Source organism: Rhodococcus ruber (assembly GCF_016804345.1).
In the GTDB taxonomy this organism is placed as follows: Bacteria; Actinomycetota; Actinomycetes; order Mycobacteriales; family Mycobacteriaceae; genus Rhodococcus; species Rhodococcus ruber.
On the sequence record NZ_CP044211.1, the window covers coordinates 278,368 to 294,142 of the forward strand.

General features: G+C 69.3%; 21 protein-coding genes. 15 read left to right on the top strand and 6 right to left on the bottom strand.

Features of this window, described 5'->3' with window-relative positions; translation table 11 throughout:
* Positions 1-9: 9 nt before the first annotated feature.
* Both F1734_RS01335 and F1734_RS01340 read right to left on the bottom strand, forming a co-directional pair.
* On the bottom strand, positions 10-1,287 hold the full coding sequence (locus tag F1734_RS01335; protein ID WP_010596270.1) for an ABC transporter substrate-binding protein: 1,278 nt from the start codon (positions 1,285-1,287) through the stop codon (positions 10-12).
* Positions 1,288-1,432: 145 nt separating this feature from the next.
* Positions 1,433-2,506, bottom strand: coding sequence for an ABC transporter ATP-binding protein (locus F1734_RS01340; protein ID WP_010596271.1), 1,074 nt, complete (start codon positions 2,504-2,506; stop codon positions 1,433-1,435).
* 89 nt (positions 2,507-2,595) lie between these two features.
* On the opposite strand from F1734_RS01340, the gene F1734_RS01345 reads away from it, so the two are divergent.
* Positions 2,596-3,405, top strand: a complete 810-nt coding sequence (locus F1734_RS01345) for a DUF2786 domain-containing protein (protein WP_203011261.1) — start codon at positions 2,596-2,598, stop codon at positions 3,403-3,405.
* Positions 3,402-3,917 (top strand): TIGR04338 family metallohydrolase, encoded by a 516-nt coding sequence (locus F1734_RS01350; protein ID WP_203011262.1) that lies wholly within the window; start codon positions 3,402-3,404, stop codon positions 3,915-3,917. The genes F1734_RS01345 and F1734_RS01350 overlap by 4 nt, the downstream gene beginning before the upstream one ends.
* Before the next feature lie 4 nt (positions 3,918-3,921).
* Here the strand turns inward: F1734_RS01350 and F1734_RS01355 are convergent, their stop codons facing one another.
* Complete coding sequence (locus tag F1734_RS01355; RefSeq protein ID WP_054371778.1) at positions 3,922-4,143, bottom strand: hypothetical protein; 222 nt, start codon at positions 4,141-4,143, stop codon at positions 3,922-3,924.
* 294 nt (positions 4,144-4,437) lie between these two features.
* Between F1734_RS01355 and F1734_RS01360 the strand changes: the two genes are divergently transcribed.
* From F1734_RS01360 to F1734_RS01405, 10 genes are read left to right on the top strand one after another with little or no spacing between them, the layout of a single operon-like run.
* Positions 4,438-5,139, top strand: coding sequence for a hypothetical protein (locus tag F1734_RS01360; RefSeq protein WP_203011263.1), 702 nt, complete (start codon positions 4,438-4,440; stop codon positions 5,137-5,139).
* A gap of 5 nt (positions 5,140-5,144) precedes the next feature.
* Complete coding sequence (locus tag F1734_RS01365; protein ID WP_203011264.1) at positions 5,145-6,395, top strand: SRPBCC family protein; 1,251 nt, start codon at positions 5,145-5,147, stop codon at positions 6,393-6,395.
* Positions 6,392-6,805 carry a gas vesicle protein GvpJ gene (gene gvpJ / locus F1734_RS01370; RefSeq protein WP_124258484.1) on the top strand — a complete coding sequence of 138 codons (414 nt, stop codon included), beginning with the start codon at positions 6,392-6,394 and terminating at the stop codon, positions 6,803-6,805. Before F1734_RS01365 ends, gvpJ begins: the two co-directional genes overlap by 4 nt.
* Positions 6,805-7,602 carry a GvpL/GvpF family gas vesicle protein gene (locus F1734_RS01375; RefSeq protein WP_124258483.1) on the top strand — a complete coding sequence of 266 codons (798 nt, stop codon included), beginning with the start codon at positions 6,805-6,807 and terminating at the stop codon, positions 7,600-7,602. Before gvpJ ends, F1734_RS01375 begins: the two co-directional genes overlap by 1 nt.
* 3 nt (positions 7,603-7,605) lie before the next feature.
* On the top strand, positions 7,606-7,863 hold the full coding sequence (locus tag F1734_RS01380) for a gas vesicle protein GvpG (RefSeq protein ID WP_003934957.1): 258 nt from the start codon (positions 7,606-7,608) through the stop codon (positions 7,861-7,863).
* 6 nt (positions 7,864-7,869) lie between these two features.
* On the top strand, positions 7,870-8,211 hold the full coding sequence (gene gvpO, locus F1734_RS01385) for a gas vesicle protein GvpO (RefSeq protein WP_003934958.1): 342 nt from the start codon (positions 7,870-7,872) through the stop codon (positions 8,209-8,211).
* Positions 8,208-8,597, top strand: coding sequence for a gas vesicle protein (locus tag F1734_RS01390; protein ID WP_119700212.1), 390 nt, complete (start codon positions 8,208-8,210; stop codon positions 8,595-8,597). The genes gvpO and F1734_RS01390 overlap by 4 nt, the downstream gene beginning before the upstream one ends.
* Positions 8,590-9,378, top strand: coding sequence for a GvpL/GvpF family gas vesicle protein (locus F1734_RS01395; protein WP_203011265.1), 789 nt, complete (start codon positions 8,590-8,592; stop codon positions 9,376-9,378). Before F1734_RS01390 ends, F1734_RS01395 begins: the two co-directional genes overlap by 8 nt.
* Positions 9,375-9,611 (top strand): gas vesicle protein, encoded by a 237-nt coding sequence (locus tag F1734_RS01400; protein WP_010596284.1) that lies wholly within the window; start codon positions 9,375-9,377, stop codon positions 9,609-9,611. Before F1734_RS01395 ends, F1734_RS01400 begins: the two co-directional genes overlap by 4 nt.
* Positions 9,604-9,897, top strand: coding sequence for a gas vesicle protein K (locus F1734_RS01405; protein WP_003934962.1), 294 nt, complete (start codon positions 9,604-9,606; stop codon positions 9,895-9,897). Before F1734_RS01400 ends, F1734_RS01405 begins: the two co-directional genes overlap by 8 nt.
* A 10-nt stretch (positions 9,898-9,907) precedes the next feature.
* Here the strand turns inward: F1734_RS01405 and F1734_RS01410 are convergent, their stop codons facing one another.
* Entirely contained in the window at positions 9,908-11,044 is a 1,137-nt protein-coding gene (locus F1734_RS01410; protein ID WP_017681628.1) for an acyl-CoA dehydrogenase family protein, read from the bottom strand.
* Between the two features lie 9 nt (positions 11,045-11,053).
* A complete protein-coding gene (locus tag F1734_RS01415; protein ID WP_119700214.1) occupies positions 11,054-12,226 on the bottom strand; it encodes an acyl-CoA dehydrogenase family protein in 1,173 nt (390 codons plus the stop codon).
* A gap of 181 nt (positions 12,227-12,407) precedes the next feature.
* On the opposite strand from F1734_RS01415, the gene F1734_RS01420 reads away from it, so the two are divergent.
* Entirely contained in the window at positions 12,408-13,046 is a 639-nt protein-coding gene (locus F1734_RS01420; RefSeq protein ID WP_203011266.1) for a TetR/AcrR family transcriptional regulator, read from the top strand.
* Positions 13,047-13,052: 6 nt separating this feature from the next.
* Here the strand turns inward: F1734_RS01420 and F1734_RS01425 are convergent, their stop codons facing one another.
* Positions 13,053-13,529: a nitroreductase family deazaflavin-dependent oxidoreductase gene (locus tag F1734_RS01425; protein ID WP_010596288.1), complete on the bottom strand. Its 477-nt coding sequence runs from the start codon at positions 13,527-13,529 to the stop codon at positions 13,053-13,055.
* A 92-nt stretch (positions 13,530-13,621) separates the two neighbouring features.
* On the opposite strand from F1734_RS01425, the gene F1734_RS01430 reads away from it, so the two are divergent.
* Both F1734_RS01430 and F1734_RS01435 read left to right on the top strand, forming a co-directional pair.
* Positions 13,622-14,416 carry an LLM class F420-dependent oxidoreductase gene (locus F1734_RS01430; RefSeq protein WP_010596289.1) on the top strand — a complete coding sequence of 265 codons (795 nt, stop codon included), beginning with the start codon at positions 13,622-13,624 and terminating at the stop codon, positions 14,414-14,416.
* A 130-nt stretch (positions 14,417-14,546) separates the two neighbouring features.
* Entirely contained in the window at positions 14,547-15,773 is a 1,227-nt protein-coding gene (locus F1734_RS01435; protein ID WP_191902519.1) for an acetyl-CoA acetyltransferase, read from the top strand.
* Positions 15,774-15,775: the final 2 nt, after the last annotated feature.

The window sequence follows — 15,775 nt, forward strand, 5'->3', positions numbered from 1 at the left end:
ACTCCTGCATCAGTTGCCGGCGGTCTCGATGCCGGCGCGGGTGTCCGCGAGCGCCTGATCGACCGTCTTCTCGCCGCGGATCGCCGCATAGGCGTTGTCACGGATGGCCTTGGAGACCTGCGAGTAGTACGGGGTGACCGGACGCGGCTGCGCGTTGGCCAGGGATTCCTTCAGGGTCGCGAAGTACGGGTACTGCTCGAGGATCTGCGGGTCGTCGTAGACCTCCTCGAGGACCGGCGCGCCGCCGGCCTCGGCGTAGTAGGTCTGCGACTTACGCGTCTGCATGAACTCGAGGAAGTCGCGGGCGGTCGCCGGCGCGTCGGAGAACGCGCTGATGCCGACGTTGTAGCCGCCCAGCGTGGAGGCGCCGGGGCCGTCCACACCCGGCAGCACGGCGATGCCGTAGCGGCCGGCGACCGACGAGGACTCACCGTCGGTGAAGAAGCCCGGCCAGGTCCGCATGAACAGGGCGCGGCCCTCGCCGAAGGCGTTCTGCGACTCGCCCTCGGTGTAGGTCTGTGCGGCTTCGGGGATGGTGCCGTCCTCGAACGAGTCGACGATGAACTGCAGGCCCTCGGCGGTCTTGTCGTCGATGGCCGGGGTGGTGCCGTCCTCGGCGACGAAGGACCCGCCGTAGGCGTTGACGATCTCGGAGACGTTGACCGTCAAGCCCTCGTAATTCTTGAACTGCCCGACGTAGCAGTCGATGCCCGCCTCCTGCGCCTTCGGGCACTGCTCCTTCAGCTCCGCCCACGTCTCGGGTGCGCGGTCGACCAGGTCCGTGCGGTAGTACAGGAACGCGCCGTTGGTGTTCTTCGGCGCCGCGTACAGGGTGCCGTTGTAGGTGGCCGAGTCGACCGTGGCGGGCAGCAGGCCGTCGGTCTCGATCGCGTAGTCGCCCTCGAGCGGCCGCAGCCAGCCGTTGGCCGCGAACTCGGCGGTGTTGGTGACGTCGACGGCGATGAGGTCGTACTCGTCGCTCTGGGCCTGCATGCGCTGGGTGATGTCGTCGCGCTGCTGGTCCGCTTCCTTGCCCAACGGCTTGAAGGTGACCTGCTCGTCCGGGTGCTCCGCGTTCCAGTCGGCGATGATGCTCTCGAGTGCCGTGTTCAGCGGATCCTGACCCTCGACGATCGTGATCGGCCCGCGGCCCTCACCGCCGGCGGCGGTGCCTCCTTCGCTGCCCGAATCCGAGCCACCGTCGGAGGAACAGGCTGTGAGCACCAGCATCGACGCGGCCGACGCCGCGACCGCTGCGCGGCGCATCGCCTTCGAGTTCAGAATCATGAATGACTCCCCGTTGAGATCGTGAGAAAACCGTCGTCGGCGGCACCGGGCCACCGACATCGGCCCTTACTCTGGCATGGAGGGCACCGAACCGCAGACATTCCACCCGACCTTGATCGGTTCCGTGTCGGCGCCCGGCACCCGGTCAGCCCAGGCGACGACCGTCGGACGTGGTGAAGACGTGCACCTGGTCCGGGTCGAACCGCAGGTGCACCCGCTCGCCCTTCTGCGGCGGATTCCGCCAGTCCCCGCGCGCGACGATCTGCTGCGGGCGGCCGGCGACCTGGGCGCGGCCGTAGACGTAGGCGTCGGAGCCGAGTTCCTCGACGACGTCGACGTCCATCTCGAGGCCGTCGGGTGCGATCTCGAAGTGCTCGGGACGGATACCGACCACCACCTCGGACTCGGTGACCCGGCCGACGACGTCGCGCGGCACCTGCACGGCGGTGTCGCCGAGCATCACCCCGCGGTCGAAGACCGGCAGCGTGAACAGGTTCATCGCCGGCGAACCCATGAATCCGGCGACGAACACGTTCGCGGGCTTGTTGTAGAGCACGCGCGGTGAGGCGCACTGCTGCAGGATCCCCTTGTCGAGCACGGCGACGCGATCGCCCATCGTCATCGCCTCCACCTGGTCGTGCGTGACGTAGACGGTGGTGGTGCCGAGGCGGCGCTGCAGCTGCGCGATCTGGGTGCGGGTCTGCACGCGCAGCTTCGCGTCGAGGTTGGACAGCGGCTCGTCCATCAGGAACACCTGCGGCTGGCGGACGATGGCGCGGCCCATGGCGACGCGCTGGCGCTGACCGCCGGACAGTGCCTTGGGTTTGCGGTCGAGGTACTGCTCGAGGTCGAGCATCTTCGCCACCTCCTCGACCCGCGCCCGGATCTCCGCCTTCGGTGTCTTGGCGAGCTTGAGCGCGAAGCCCATGTTCTCGGCGACGGACATGTGCGGGTAGAGGGCATAGTTCTGGAACACCATCGCGATGTCCCGGTCCTTGGGCTCCTGCGCCGTGACGTCGCGGCCCCCGATGAGGATGCGCCCACTGTGCACCTGTTCGAGTCCCGCGAGCATGCGCAGGGAGGTGGACTTGCCGCAGCCGGACGGGCCGACCAGGACGAGGAACTCCCCGTCCTCGATCTCGAGGTTCAGCGCGTCGACGGCAGGCGTGGTCGACCCGGGGAACAGACAGGTCGCATGGTCGAAGGTCACTGGGGCCATGGCAGGAGAATAGGCGACCCCGGCGCCCCGGTGTCCTTCCGGATCGCCGCAGGCCCGAAAAGGCACCACGGCAGGCGTAACCTGCCGGAGTGAGTTCGGAGAAGATGCTGACCCGCATCGGTGGCCTGCTCCGGCAGGCGGAATCCACCGACAACCCCCACGAGGCCGACGCGTTCCTCGCCGCCGCGCAGCGGCTGGCCACGGCGGCATCGGTGGATCTGGCGGTCGCGCGTGCCCACACGGCGAGCCGGGAGCGCCGGGCGACGCCGGTGCAGCGCTTGATCACGATCGGGGAGAGCGGGAGGAAGGGGTTGCGCACGTACGCGCAGCTGTTCCTGGCGATCGCCGCCGCCAACGACGTGCAGTGCGATATCACCACCACGTCGACGGTGATCTACGCCTACGGCTTCGCCTCCGACATCGACGTGTGCGAGGCCCTGTACTCGTCGCTGCTCGTGCAGATGGTCCGCGCCTCCGACGCCTACCTGCGTTCGGGTACCTACAAGGACGAGACGACCGTGCGCACGGTGGTCGAGATGCGCGGGGGGCGGCGGGTGCGGACGCGGGTGCGCCGGCCCGTCGCGGCCGTCACCGCGCGGCTGAACTTCCAGTCGGCTTTCGCGACGCGCATCGGGCAGCGACTGTCGGACGCCAAACAGGACATCGAGCGGGAGGCGAGCGTCGACACCCCCGGGGCGGCCCTGGCGCTGCGCGACAAGCAGATCGAGCTGCGGGACTTCTACCGCAGCACGTCCGAGGCGCGCGGTAGCTGGCGCGGACCCGCGGTGGGGGTAGGGCACTCGTCCGACGCCCGTCGTGCCGGGGACCGGGCGGGGCGGCAGGCGCGCCTCGGTTCCGGCCCGGAACTGCCGGCCGCGGCCCGGAGGTTGCCGCGGTGACCCGGTTGCGCGACACCCAGAGGACTGCCGTCTACGAGGCGGAATCGTTGGTACGCACGATGTTCGACCGGGCCGACGAGCGCGGCCTGCGGGTGGTGGAGCTGGCCGGATCGCAGGTCACCCTGCCGGTGGAGCGGCGCTTCGCCTCCCTCGAGTCCATCCAGGCGTACGTGGACGCGGTGCTGGCGCTGAACTGGGTGCGGGCCCGCTGGCCGCGGGCGTCGGTGCGAGCACGCGTCCGGGCACGCGCCGGAAATTCTGCCGCCCACTACGAAAGCGATTGCGCCACAATCGCACTCCCGGAGCACCATGCCAACACCGCGTGGGCGTTCCGGGAGCTGGTGGTATTGCACGAGCTGGCACACCATCTGGATCCGTCCGATCCGGACGACCCGACCGAACCGCCGCACGGGCCCGCGTTCGTCGACCGGTTCCTGACCCTGGTCGGCGAGATCGTCGGGCCCGAGGCGGCGTTCGCCCTGCGCGCCTGCGGCATCGCCGCCTGCGAGTGACGGCTCAGCGGAGATCGGAACGATGTGACCTGTTCTTGAACCGCCCTTGGGCATTTCTTACCGCATGCGTGAGATTGTCACCGAACCCCTTGATTCGCCCGGAGACCTGACCGCGCCGACCCACGCTCTGCAGGTTCCTGTTCCCGGTCCGCTTGCCCAGGTTGTAGCGGGTCTTGCCGACCATTTCCTCGGCCTTGTGCATCATCCTGTTGGCGAGGTGAGCCATGGTGCCCTCCTTGTGGATTCCGGCGAGGACGGAGCCGCGCCCCATCGAGTGTTGCGATACCCGCGGCGCACCGCCCGGAAACGCCCCATGGGCATACCGATCGGTTCGTTATCACACCCCTGCCATGACGGATGGGTATTCCGGTCGATCGTCAGCGAATCGATGTTTGAAATGCGTAGTGTGGGCTACATCACATTCGAACCGCACCGCGGGCCCACCGCATCGGACGAGACACCGTGCGCGACCGGAAACCTGCCCGCAACCGCGGCCACGTGCAGGCGAAGGAGAATGGTCATGAAAGGTGGGGCACGAGTCGCCGCCGGGGTGAGTATCGGATACTTCCTCGGTCGCACGCACAAGATGCGGCTGGCGTTGATGCTCGCGGGGGCAGGCCTGACGGGACGCCTGCCCAGCAACCCGCAGGACATCCTCAAGCGTGGGGCCTCGATGGTCGGGTCCTCACCGGAATTGGTCAAGATCACCGATTCGGTGCGGGGTGAGCTGATGAGCGCCGCCCGCGCGGCCGCGGTCACCGCCGCGAGCAATCGGATCGACTCACTCAACGAGCGACTCCAGCAGCGGGCCGCCGGGCGCCCCAAGGCTTCCGAGGAGGAGCCGGAGGAAGAGGAGTACGCCGGCGAGGAGCCCGAAGACGAGTACACAGAAGGCGAATACGAGGAGGAACCGGCCGAGGAGTCCGCCGAGGAGGAGTACCCGGAGGAGGAGTCCGAAGAGGAGGAAACGCCGGAAGAGGAAGAGGGCGCTCCGGAAGAGGCGGAGGAAGAGGAAGCCCCCAAGCCCGCGCGCCGACGGCCGGCCGCCAGGCGACGCACTGCCGAATCCGCGAGCCGTCCCAAGACATCCCGAGCCAAGAAGGCGAAGGAACCGGAGGAGTCCGGCGACGAGGACGAGGAGCCGGCGAAGCCCCGGCGCCGTAGTACCCGCGCCGAGGCATCCGCCTCGGGGCGCGCTCCGGTCCGGCGCACGAGGAAGTGAGTCCGATGACGCGATCACTCGAAGACGCCACCCGCCGGTTGGGCAAGACCGCCAGGGAGACGGCCGGCAAGGCCGGGAAGACCGCCACCGGCACTGCGGGACGGGCGGGAAAGACGGCGACGGGGGCGGCCGGCAGCGCCGGCAAAGCGGCACAGGATCTCTCGCCCACCAAGCACCTGCAGAAGTCGCTGCAGGGCTTGGCCGGCACGTTCGCCGAGCGTGCCCTGTCCACGGTCTCCGACAAGGTGACCGGAACGGCGGGACGTCTCAACGACTATGCCGAGGGCGGCGGCGGGAATCTGCTCGGCGCGATCACCGGTGTGCAGAAGTCCGCCGAGGGCAAGTCGCCGATCACCGCGGCGCTGAGCGGCGGGTTCGAGAACGTCAAGCAGACCGCCAAGGACAAGTTCGACGACGTCAAGGAATCCCTCGGCGGCGGCGAAGGCAAGGGTAAGGGCGGCGGCAACAAGAAGCTCAAGCTCACCAACATCGTCGAGCAGATCGACGTCGGTGTTCCGATCGACCTCGCCTACGACCTGTGGACGCAATTCGCCGACTGGCCGAAGTTCATGAAGAAGGTCGAGCAGGTCGAGCAGGCCTCCGACGAGAAGCTGCAATGGACCGGGAAGGTCTTCTGGTCCCGGCGCAACTGGGAGTCGACGATCCTCGAGCAGGTTCCGTTCGATCGGATCGTGTGGCGCTCGAAGGGCGCCAAGGGCTACATCGACGGGGCGGTGACCTTCCACGAACTCGCCGACAATCTGACCCGGATCATCATGGTGCTCGAGTACCACCCGCGGGGGTTGTTCGAGAAGACCGCCAACCTGTGGCGCGCTGTCGGTCGACGAGCGCGCTTGGAACTCAAGCACTTCGAGCGGCACGTGATGACGGAGGCAGTCCTGCACCCGGACGACGTCGTGGGCTGGCACGGGGAGATCCGTGACAGCGAGGTAGTCAAGGACGACGAGACCGCCCGGCGCGAGGAGGAGGAACGGGAACAGGAAGAGCAGGAGCAGGACGTCGGAGAGGAAGGCGCCGAGGACGAAGGCGCTGAGGACGAACTCTCCGACGAAGAGGACGAGGACGAACTCCCCGAGGAGCAGGACGAGGAGGACGAGGGTCTGCAGGACGACGAGGACGAAGGCATGCAGGACGAGACCGAGGAGGAGCCCGAAGAGGAGGACGAGGAGGAGGCACCGGCACGGCGGCGGCGCACGGGCACACGTAGGGGCGCCAGGCGAGGAGCACGCACATGACCATCCAACCCGCCGGCGGCGGGGGCGGAGGGGGCGGCGGCGGCACGATGGCCCGCCCGAACTCCTCCGGCCTCGCCGACGTCATCGACACCATCCTGGACAAGGGACTCGTCATCGACGCGTTCGTGCGAGTGTCGCTGGTGGGCATCGAGCTGCTGACCATCGACGCACGCATCGTCGTGGCCAGCGTCGACACCTATCTGCGGTTCGCCGAGGCGGTGAACCGCCTGGAGATCGCCGACAACGAGCCGAAGGGCCTGCCCGACCTCGTCGGTGACATCACCCAGGGCGGGTCCAAGCACAAGACCAAGGGCGCGCTCGAGGCCGCGGGCGAGAAGGTGATGGACTTCCTCGGCGACGTCGAGGACAAGCGGGAGACGGCAAGCCGACCGAAGCGAAGGGGGGATTGATGTCCACCGATCAGGCCGCAGAGGCACCCGAGAGCGAAGGCGGGCAGAGCACCGCCATGTACGTCTACGGCATCGTGCCGGCCGACGTGGAGCCCGAGGAGCACGCGAAGGGTGTGGGTGATCCGCAGAGCGACGTCACGGTGGTGCGTCACGGCGACGTCGCCGCCTTGGTCAGCGAGATCTCGGTCGACAGGCCCCTCGGCACGCCCGACGACCTGAAGGCGCACGCGGAACTGCTGGACGGTTCCGCGGCCGTCGTCCCCGTACTGCCGTTGCGGTTCGGGGCGGTGATGACCGACGCCGAGGCGGTCGAGAAGGAACTCCTCGAGGAGAACCACGACGAGCTGAAGGCTGCCCTCGACGAGCTGGAGGGCCGGGCACAGTTCGTGATCAAGGGCCGCTACGTCGAGAACGCCGTGCTGCGCGAGGTGCTCGACGAGAACTCCGAGGCCGCCCGGCTGCGCGAGGAGATCCGCGACAAGTCGGAGGACGCCACCCGCGACGCCCGAATGGCGCTCGGGGAGATCATCAACCAGGCGATCGAGGCCAAACGCGCCGAGGACACCCGCCGGGTGATCGACGCCCTCGAGGCCCTCGAACCGATGGTCAACGAGCGGCAGCCCACCCACGAGGAGGACGCGGCGCACATTGCCGTCCTCGTCGAACTCGACCGGCAGGACGAACTCGAGGAGGCGGTCGGCTCGCTCGCGCAGGAATGGGACGGCCGCGTCGAGATGACGCTGCTGGGCCCCATGGCGGCGTACGACTTCGTGATGAAGCGGGAACCGGAGGGCTGACGCATGGGACTGATCTCGGCCATCCTCACGCTGCCGCTGGCACCGGTCAAAGGCGTGCTCTGGCTCGGCGAAGTCATCCAGGACCAGGTCGAGCAGAAGATGCACGACCCCGCGACCATTCGCAAGGAACTCGAGGAGATCGACGAGGCGGCGGCGGCCGGACATCTGTCGGAAGAAGAGAAGGAGAAAGCACAGCAGGCGGTCCTGGACCGCATGATCCGGCCGGGCGGCGGCACGACACCCGCCGCGAGGGGGGAGTGAGAACCCGTGAGCGCCAAGGCCACGCCCGAGGATTCCGGCGACGTCCACGACGACGAGGAAGCGGGCGAGCTGCCACCCCTGACGGCAGCGCAGGCCGCCGCGGCCGCCCTCGAGCACCTCGTGGAGCTGACGTCCAAGGAGGCGCAGGGGGCCACCTCGGTGGAACCCACGGATCACGGCTGGACCGTGGAGGTCGAGGTGCTCGAGGACCGGCGCATTCCGTCGTCGGCGGACATGCTGGCCCTCTACGAGGTGGAGATCGACCTGGACGGAAACCTGCTGGCGTACCGCCGGACCAAACGGTACGGCCGCGGCAGCAGCGACATCGGCGAAAGGGACCGGCGATGACGGTGGTGGGGGGCAGTTCGTCGCCGCAGCCGTACGGGGGCGGCCATCAGTCGACGAACCTCGGCGACATCCTCGAACGGGTCCTCGACAAGGGCCTCGTGATCGCCGGGGACATCCAGGTGAACCTGCTCGACATCGAGTTGCTCACCATCAAACTGCGGCTGGTGGTCGCGTCGCTCGAAACGGCGAAGGCGGTGGGCATCGACTGGTGGGAATCGGATCCGTGGCTCAGCAGCAAGGCCCGCAACCGCGAGCTCGATCGGGAGGACGACAAGCTGGAACTCGAGAACCGGCGGCTGCGCGAGCGGATCGCCGAACTCGAGGCCGGGCAGGGCCGGCGCGCGGCCGTCGAGAGCGCCCGTGACGAAGAGGAGGACCGTGGCTGACGGAACGGGAGTGTGGCTGTACGCCGTGACGGACGACCGGCTCGCCGAGGGGGATCTCGGCGGGCTGGCCGGCGTCGCCGGCGAGTCGGTGCGCGCCGTGGGATCCGGGGGGCTCACGGCCGTCGTGGGTTCGGTGCCGCTCGCGGTGTTCGGGGAGGAGCCGCTGAAACGCAATCTCGAGGACCTGTCGTGGCTCGAGGCGACGGCCCGGGCGCACGACGCGGTCGTCTCGACCGTCGCCCAGCGCGGTCCGGCGGTCCCGTTGCGCCTGGCGACCGTCTACCTCGACGACGCCCGTGTGCGCGACCTCCTCGACGAGCGGCAGGCCGACTTCGAGTCGGCGCTGACCCTCGTGACGGGTCGCACCGAATGGGGTGTCAAGGCGTACGGCGACCGGCAGGCCCTCGCCGACGCGGTCGCGGAAGCGCAGATCGCAGGCAGCGCCAAGGGTTCGGGAACGGCGTATCTGCTCCGACGCCGCGCGCAGCTGGCCGCGCAGGAGTCCGTCGAACGCGACGCCGCGGCCCGCGCCGACGAGATCCACTCCCGGTTGCTGCGGCAGGCCGCCGCCGGTCGGCGGCAGCCCGCGACGGATCCGGCGCTGAGCGGCCGCCGGGACTGGATGGTGCTCAACGGCACCTATCTGGTGGACGACGACCGCGCGGACGAGTTCGCGAGGGCCGTCGAGGAACTCCGCAAGGAGTATCGCGGGATCCGGCTCGAGCTGACCGGGCCGTGGCCGCCGTATTCGTTCGCCGGCGTCGAACGGGACACGGCATGAAGCACGTCGACCCCTCCGTGGACGGCGAGCGTCGCATCGCCCTGATCGATCTGCTGGACCGGGTGCTCGCCGGCGGCGTCGTCATCACGGGCGACATCAAGCTTTCGATCGCGGACGTCGACATGGTGCAGATCTCGCTGCGGGCGCTCATCTCCTCCGTCAGCACGCTGTCGGTCACGGCGATCGAGCCACCCGTCCCGCGGGACGCCCTGGAGCCTCCGGTCGATGACTGAATTCGAGGGCATCCCACCGCGTATCGACGCCGATCCCGAGTCGGTCGAGCGTGGACTGGTCACGCTCGTGCTCACCCTCGTGGAGTTGCTGCGGCAACTGATGGAACGGCAGGCGTTGCGGCGCGTGGACGAGGGCGACCTGAGCGACGAGCAGATCGAGCGCATCGGCACCACCCTCATGCTGCTCGAGGAGCGCATGGGGGAGTTGCGCGACCACTTCGGGCTCACCCCCGAGGATCTCAACATCGACCTCGGACCGCTGGGGACGCTGCTGCCCCGGGAGTGAGCCCGTGTCGTCACATGCCGGCGACCTCGATGCGGTCGTAGTCCGCGACGGATCCGGCAAGCACCCGCACGTGGTCCTCCATGGTGCCGAGCGTGTGCTCGATCGCGGTCAGCCGGCTCACGTAGTGGCCCACCGGGTATTCGGCGGTGATCCCGATACCGCCGTGCATCTGGATCGCCTCCTGCCCGAGCTTCCGGGCCGACCGGCCCACCTGCAGCTTCGCCCGCGACGCGATCGTCGGGTCGACGATGCCGTCGGCGAGGGCCATGGTGGCGTACAGGCTCATGCTCGACGCCAGTTCGAGCAGGACGTACATGTCGGCCGCGCGATGGGTCAGCGCCTGGAAACGGGCGAGGGGGGCGCCGAACTGCTTGCGCTGCTTCAGGTAATCGGTGGTCAGGCGGAGCGTCTCGGACAGCGCACCGACGGCCTCCGCGCACAGCGCGGCCTGCGCCCGCACCTGGGCGGCGGTGATCGCCGAGGTGACGTCCGCGGCCTCACCGAGCGGCACGGCGGCGGCCGAGTCGAGGACGAGCTGCGCGGCGCGGCGCTCGTCGTGGGTGCGGTACGGGGTGCGGGTGACGCCGGCCGCGTCGGCGTCGACGAGGAACAGCCCGACCCCACCCTCCGGCAGCCGCGCCGAGACCACGAACGTCTCGGCGCAGTCCCCGTGCAGCACAGGGTTCTTGCGGCCGGTCAGGGTCCAGCCGCCGCCGCTGTGGGCGGCGCTCGTGGCGACCTCGACTGCCGGCCAGCGGCTGCCCGGCTCGTCGTGGGCGAACGCGAGCAACAGCGCGCCCTCCGAGAGGCGCGGCAGGAGGTCCGTGCGCTGCGCGTCGGTGCCGACCTCGGCGACGAGGCCGCCCGGCAGGAACACCGCGTTCAGGAGCGGTTCGGGGGCCAGCGCCCGGCCGATCTCGCCCATCACGGCCATGATCTCCACCGGTCCGGCACCCATTCCGCCGTGCTCCTCGGCGAACGGCAGGCCGAGCACGCCGAGCTCGGCGAGCTGGCGCCACACGTCGGTGCTCCAGCCGCGGTCGGTATCGGCGACCTTGTTACGGGTCTCGGTGTCGTAGGTGCCCGAGAGCACGTCCCGGACCGTCTTGCGGAGCAGGTCCTGTTCGGTATCGAGTTCGAAGTTCATGACAGTGGCTCACAATCCGAGGATCGAGGAGGCAATGATCGAGCGCTGCACCTCGCTCGATCCGCCGTAGATGGACACCTTGCGGTAGTTCAGGTAGGTCGGGGCGGTGCGCTGCGCCCACTCCGGCGAGTCGATACCCTCCGCGCCGACCGGCAGCGAGTCGGGTCCGGCGATGTCGGTGAGCAGTTCGGTGACCGCCTGCTGCAGCTCCGAGCCGCGCAGCTTGAGCAGCGACGACGCCGGATTGGGCTTGCCGTCGGCGGAACCGGCGACCACCCGCAGCTGGGTGAGTTCGAGTGTGAGGAGCTCGTTCTCGATCTCGGCGAGGCGCGCGGCGAACAGCGGATCGTCGAGCAAGGTGCCGGATCCGGCACGGGTCCGTGCGGCGAGCTGCTTGGCGCGGGCGAGCCGGACCTTGGTGGCCCCGACGCGGGCGATACCGGTGCGTTCGTTGCCGAGCAGGAACTTCGCGTAGCTCCAGCCCGCGTTCTCCTCGCCGACCAGGTTCTCGGCGGGGACGCGCACGTTCTCGAAGAAGACCTCGTTGACCTCGTAGCTGCCGTCGACGAGCTTGATCGGACGGACGGTCAGGCCGGGGGTGTTCATGTCGATGAGCAGCATCGAGATGCCGGCCTGCTTCTTCGGCGCATCCGGGTCGGTGCGCACCAGGCAGAAGATCCAGTCGGCGTGCTGGGCGAGGGTGGTCCACGTCTTCTGGCCGTTGACGATGTAGTCGTCGCCGTCGCGCACGGCGCGGGTCTTGAGGGAAGCGAGGTCGGAGCCGGCCTCGGGCTCCGAGAATCCCTGACACCACCAGATGTCGAGGTTCGCGGTGGCGGGCAGGAAGCGCTCCCTGAGCTCCTGCGACCCGAAGTGCGCGATCACGGGTCCGATCATGGATGCGTTGAACGGCAGCGGATCGGGCACGGAGGCGAGCTGCATCTCGTCGAGCCAGATGTGGCGCTGGACGGGGGTCCAGTCCTTGCCACCCCACTCGACCGGCCAGTTCGGCACCGCCAATCCCTTGGCGTTGAGGATCTGCTGGCTCCGGACGACCTCGTCGCGTTCCAGGTGCCGGCCGGCCGCGACTTTCTCGCGGATCTCGGCGGGGAACTCGGTGGTGAAGAACGTGCGCAGTTCGTCGCGGAACGCGAGCTCTTCGTCGGTGAGCTTCAGGTTCATGGGGGCCTTCCGTCACGGTTGTGCCTGTGCGAGCGCAACACCGGCGACGACCGATCCCCGCGCCGCGCTACCTGATTCGCCGGGACGAGGGGGTGGTTCGCTCTGGTGCTGCCTACTCCCCGACTGTAACCTGACAGTGTTAGGTTGTCCAGGTCCCGGATCCGACGAGGAGGGAGCATCGATGGCCCGGCCCCGCACCCCGCTTCTCAGCCGCCCGCTCATCCGCGAGACCGCGCTGCGCCTCGTCGACGAGCACGGCCTCGACGAACTGTCCATGCGCAAGATCGCCGCGGAGCTCGGCGTCCGCGCCCCGTCGCTCTACAGCCACTACGCGAACAAGGACGAACTGCTCGACGACATCGCCGACCGGATCGGGGAGTCCGTCGACGTCGGCGGGTTCGACGCCGACGACTGGCTCGACGCGCTGCGGCGCTGGGCGAGGTCCTACCGCGCCGCCCTCGCCGAGCACCCGAACCTCGTCCCCTTCCTCGCACGCAGCCCCGGCCGGCGAGAGCTCGCCCTCGACCACGCCAATGCCGTGCACGGCGGTCTCACCCGTTGCGGCTGGCCCCCGCGCACCGCAACCCTGATCGGCGCGTCGATCAAGTACCTCGTCGTCGGCTCGGCCATCGCCTCGTTCTCCGGGGGCTTCCTGGACGATCTCACCATCTACCGGGAACGCTATCCGCATCTGTCCCAGGCACACCGGCTGCGCGAACATGCGGACGAGATCGACCGCGACGGATTCGAGCTGGCGCTCGAGTCGTTCCTGCAGGGCCTGGCACAGCGGTTCGCGAGCCTCACCGGCGCGGACCGCTGAGCGGTCTCAGGTACGGCGCAACCGCACGAACCGCAGCTGCCGGCCCGCCGCCCGATAGTCGGCCTCGCTGCCGTCGACCTCGAACCCCATCGCCGCGCACAACCGCGGCGCGACCTTCGGGTGCCGGCGCCCGTACCGCGCCATGAACTCCGCGGCGTCGTCGGGCGGCAGGAACTCGGCGGTGACCGCCAGCTTCTCGCGCCCCGACTCGATCCGCGCCGCGGGGTGCGCCCGCAGGTTGCGGTACCAGTCGGTCTGCTTCCCGAAGCCGACGGCCACGACGAATCCGCCGGACGTGTCCTCGTGGTTCACCACCTCGAGCACCGTCTGCCGGGGCACGCCGCTGCGCCGGCCGACATGGTGCAGCAGCAGGAATCTGCGACCCAGCACTCGCCCCAGCCCGATCCGGTAGAGGTGGATCGGAGCACGCAGGAATCGGCGGCGCAGCCCGGTCGGTGGTGCGGCAGGTTCGGTGAGGCGCATTCCTTCACTGTGCGCCCGAGCCGTCGGCCGCACCACCGGAACGCGGCCGCGGATCGGCTGCGAGACCCGCGCGACGGCCCTACCGTTGACCCATGCACCGTCCCATACGCATCGGTCTCCAACTCCAGCCCCAGCACCAGCCCGACTACGGGAAGATCCGCGACACCGTGCTCCGCGCCGAGGACGCGGGCGCCGACATCGTCTTCAACTGGGACCACTTCTATCCCCTCTCCGGGGACCCGGACGGCGCCCACTTCGAATGCTGGACGATGCTCGGGGCCTGGGCGGAACAGACCGAGCGCGTCGAGATCGGGGCGCTCGTCACCGGCGGCGGCTACCGCAATCCCGATCTGCTCGCCGACATGGCCCGCACCGTCGACCACATCAGCGGCGGCCGGCTCATCCTCGGCATCGGCGCCGGCTGGTTCGAGAAGGACTACGACGAGTACGGCTACGACTTCGGCACCAAGGGTTCCCGGCTGAATCTGCTCGGCGAATACCTGCCCCGGATCACCGCGCGGCTCGCGAAGCTCAACCCCCAGCCGACCCGGCACATCCCGCTGCTCATCGGCGGCGGCGGACCCCGCAAGACCATCCCCCTGGTGGCGCAGTACGCCGACATCTGGCACAGCTTCGGCGACCTCGACACCCACAGGGAGAAGGCCGGGATCCTCGCCGCGCGCTGCGCCGACGTCGGCCGTTCGCCGAACCAGATCGAACGGTCCGTGCCGTGGCGCGGTACCGGGAACGCGGCCCCGCTGGTCGAGGCCGGCGTCACCCTGTTCACCGTGGGAGTGAGCGGACCCGACTACGACCTGACGGACCTCGTCGAGGCGATCGGGTGGCGGGACGAGAACTCCGCGCCGCCGCTCTCCGGCCTGGCCTGACAGCGGGCTCGGGCCGCCGGGGACGCGGCAACCGGAGTGCAGGGTTCCCGGCTACCCGCGAGCCCACCGTTGCGCCGAACCAGTCACTCTGTTTACTGTAGTTGAAACCACGGACGGTCGAACCCAGGCGGTGAGCGGCGTGAACCCTGCGGGCGTGTGGATCGCCGGTGGATACCAATCCGACTTCGCGCGGAACCTGACCAGGGAAAATCGGAACCTTGCGGACCTCGTCGCCGAGACGGTGACGGAAACGCTGCACGACGCCCGCATCGACGCCGCCGACGTCGGGGTGATCCACGTCGGCAACGCCTTCGGACAGCTCTACACCGGTCAGGGACACCTCGGCGGCATGCCGGCCTCCGTGCTGCCCGAACTGTGGGGGATCCCGGCCACCCGGCACGAGGGGGCCTGCGCATCCGGCTCACTCGCCGTGCTCGCCGCGACGGCCGATCTCGAGGCCGGGCGCTACGACTGTGCCCTCGTGCTCGGCGTCGAACTCGAACGGTGCGTCCCCGGCGACGCCGGCACCCGGGTCATGGACGCCGCGGCCTGGGTCGGACAGGAAGGTGCCGAGGCGAAGTACATGTGGCCGTACATGTTCGACAGGATCGCCGACGAGTACGACCGCCGCTACGGCCTCGACGACGAGCACCTGCGGGCGATCGCGGAACTGAACATCCGCAACGCGCGCGCCAATCCGAATGCGCAGACCCGCAACCGGACCTACGGACCCGGGAGCTTCGGCCCGGACGACACCGCCAATCCGGTGGTCGAAGGACGCCTCCGCAGGACCGACTGCAGTCCGTTGACGGACGGGGCCGCAGGCGTGGTGCTGCTGAGCAACCGCTATCTGAGCCGGCACCCCCGCACCGTCGACGACATGACCCGCATCCTCGGCTGGGGCCACCGCACGGTCGGACTGTCCTTGTCCGGCAAACTCACCCGCGACGACGACGATCCCCTCGTCATGCCGCACGTGCGCGCCACGATCGTCGACGCGTTCGAGCGGAGCGGCATCGGCGGCGTCCGCGACCTCGACCTGATCGAAACCCACGACTGCTTCACGGTCGGCGAATACCTGCCCGTCGACCACTTCGGGATCACCGCCCCCGGCCGGAGCTGGCAGGCGATCGAGAACGGCGACCTCGAGATCGGTGGCCGCATCCCCGTGAACCCCAGCGGCGGGCTTCTCGGCGGCGGGCATCCGGTCGGCGCCACCGGAGTCCGGATGCTGCTCGACTGCCACCGCCAGATCACCGGGCGCGCCGGCGACTACCAGGTGCCCGGCGCCGCCCGAGCCGCGACCCTGAATATCGGCGGAAGTACCACCACCACGGTCGCTTTCGTCGTCGGCTGAAA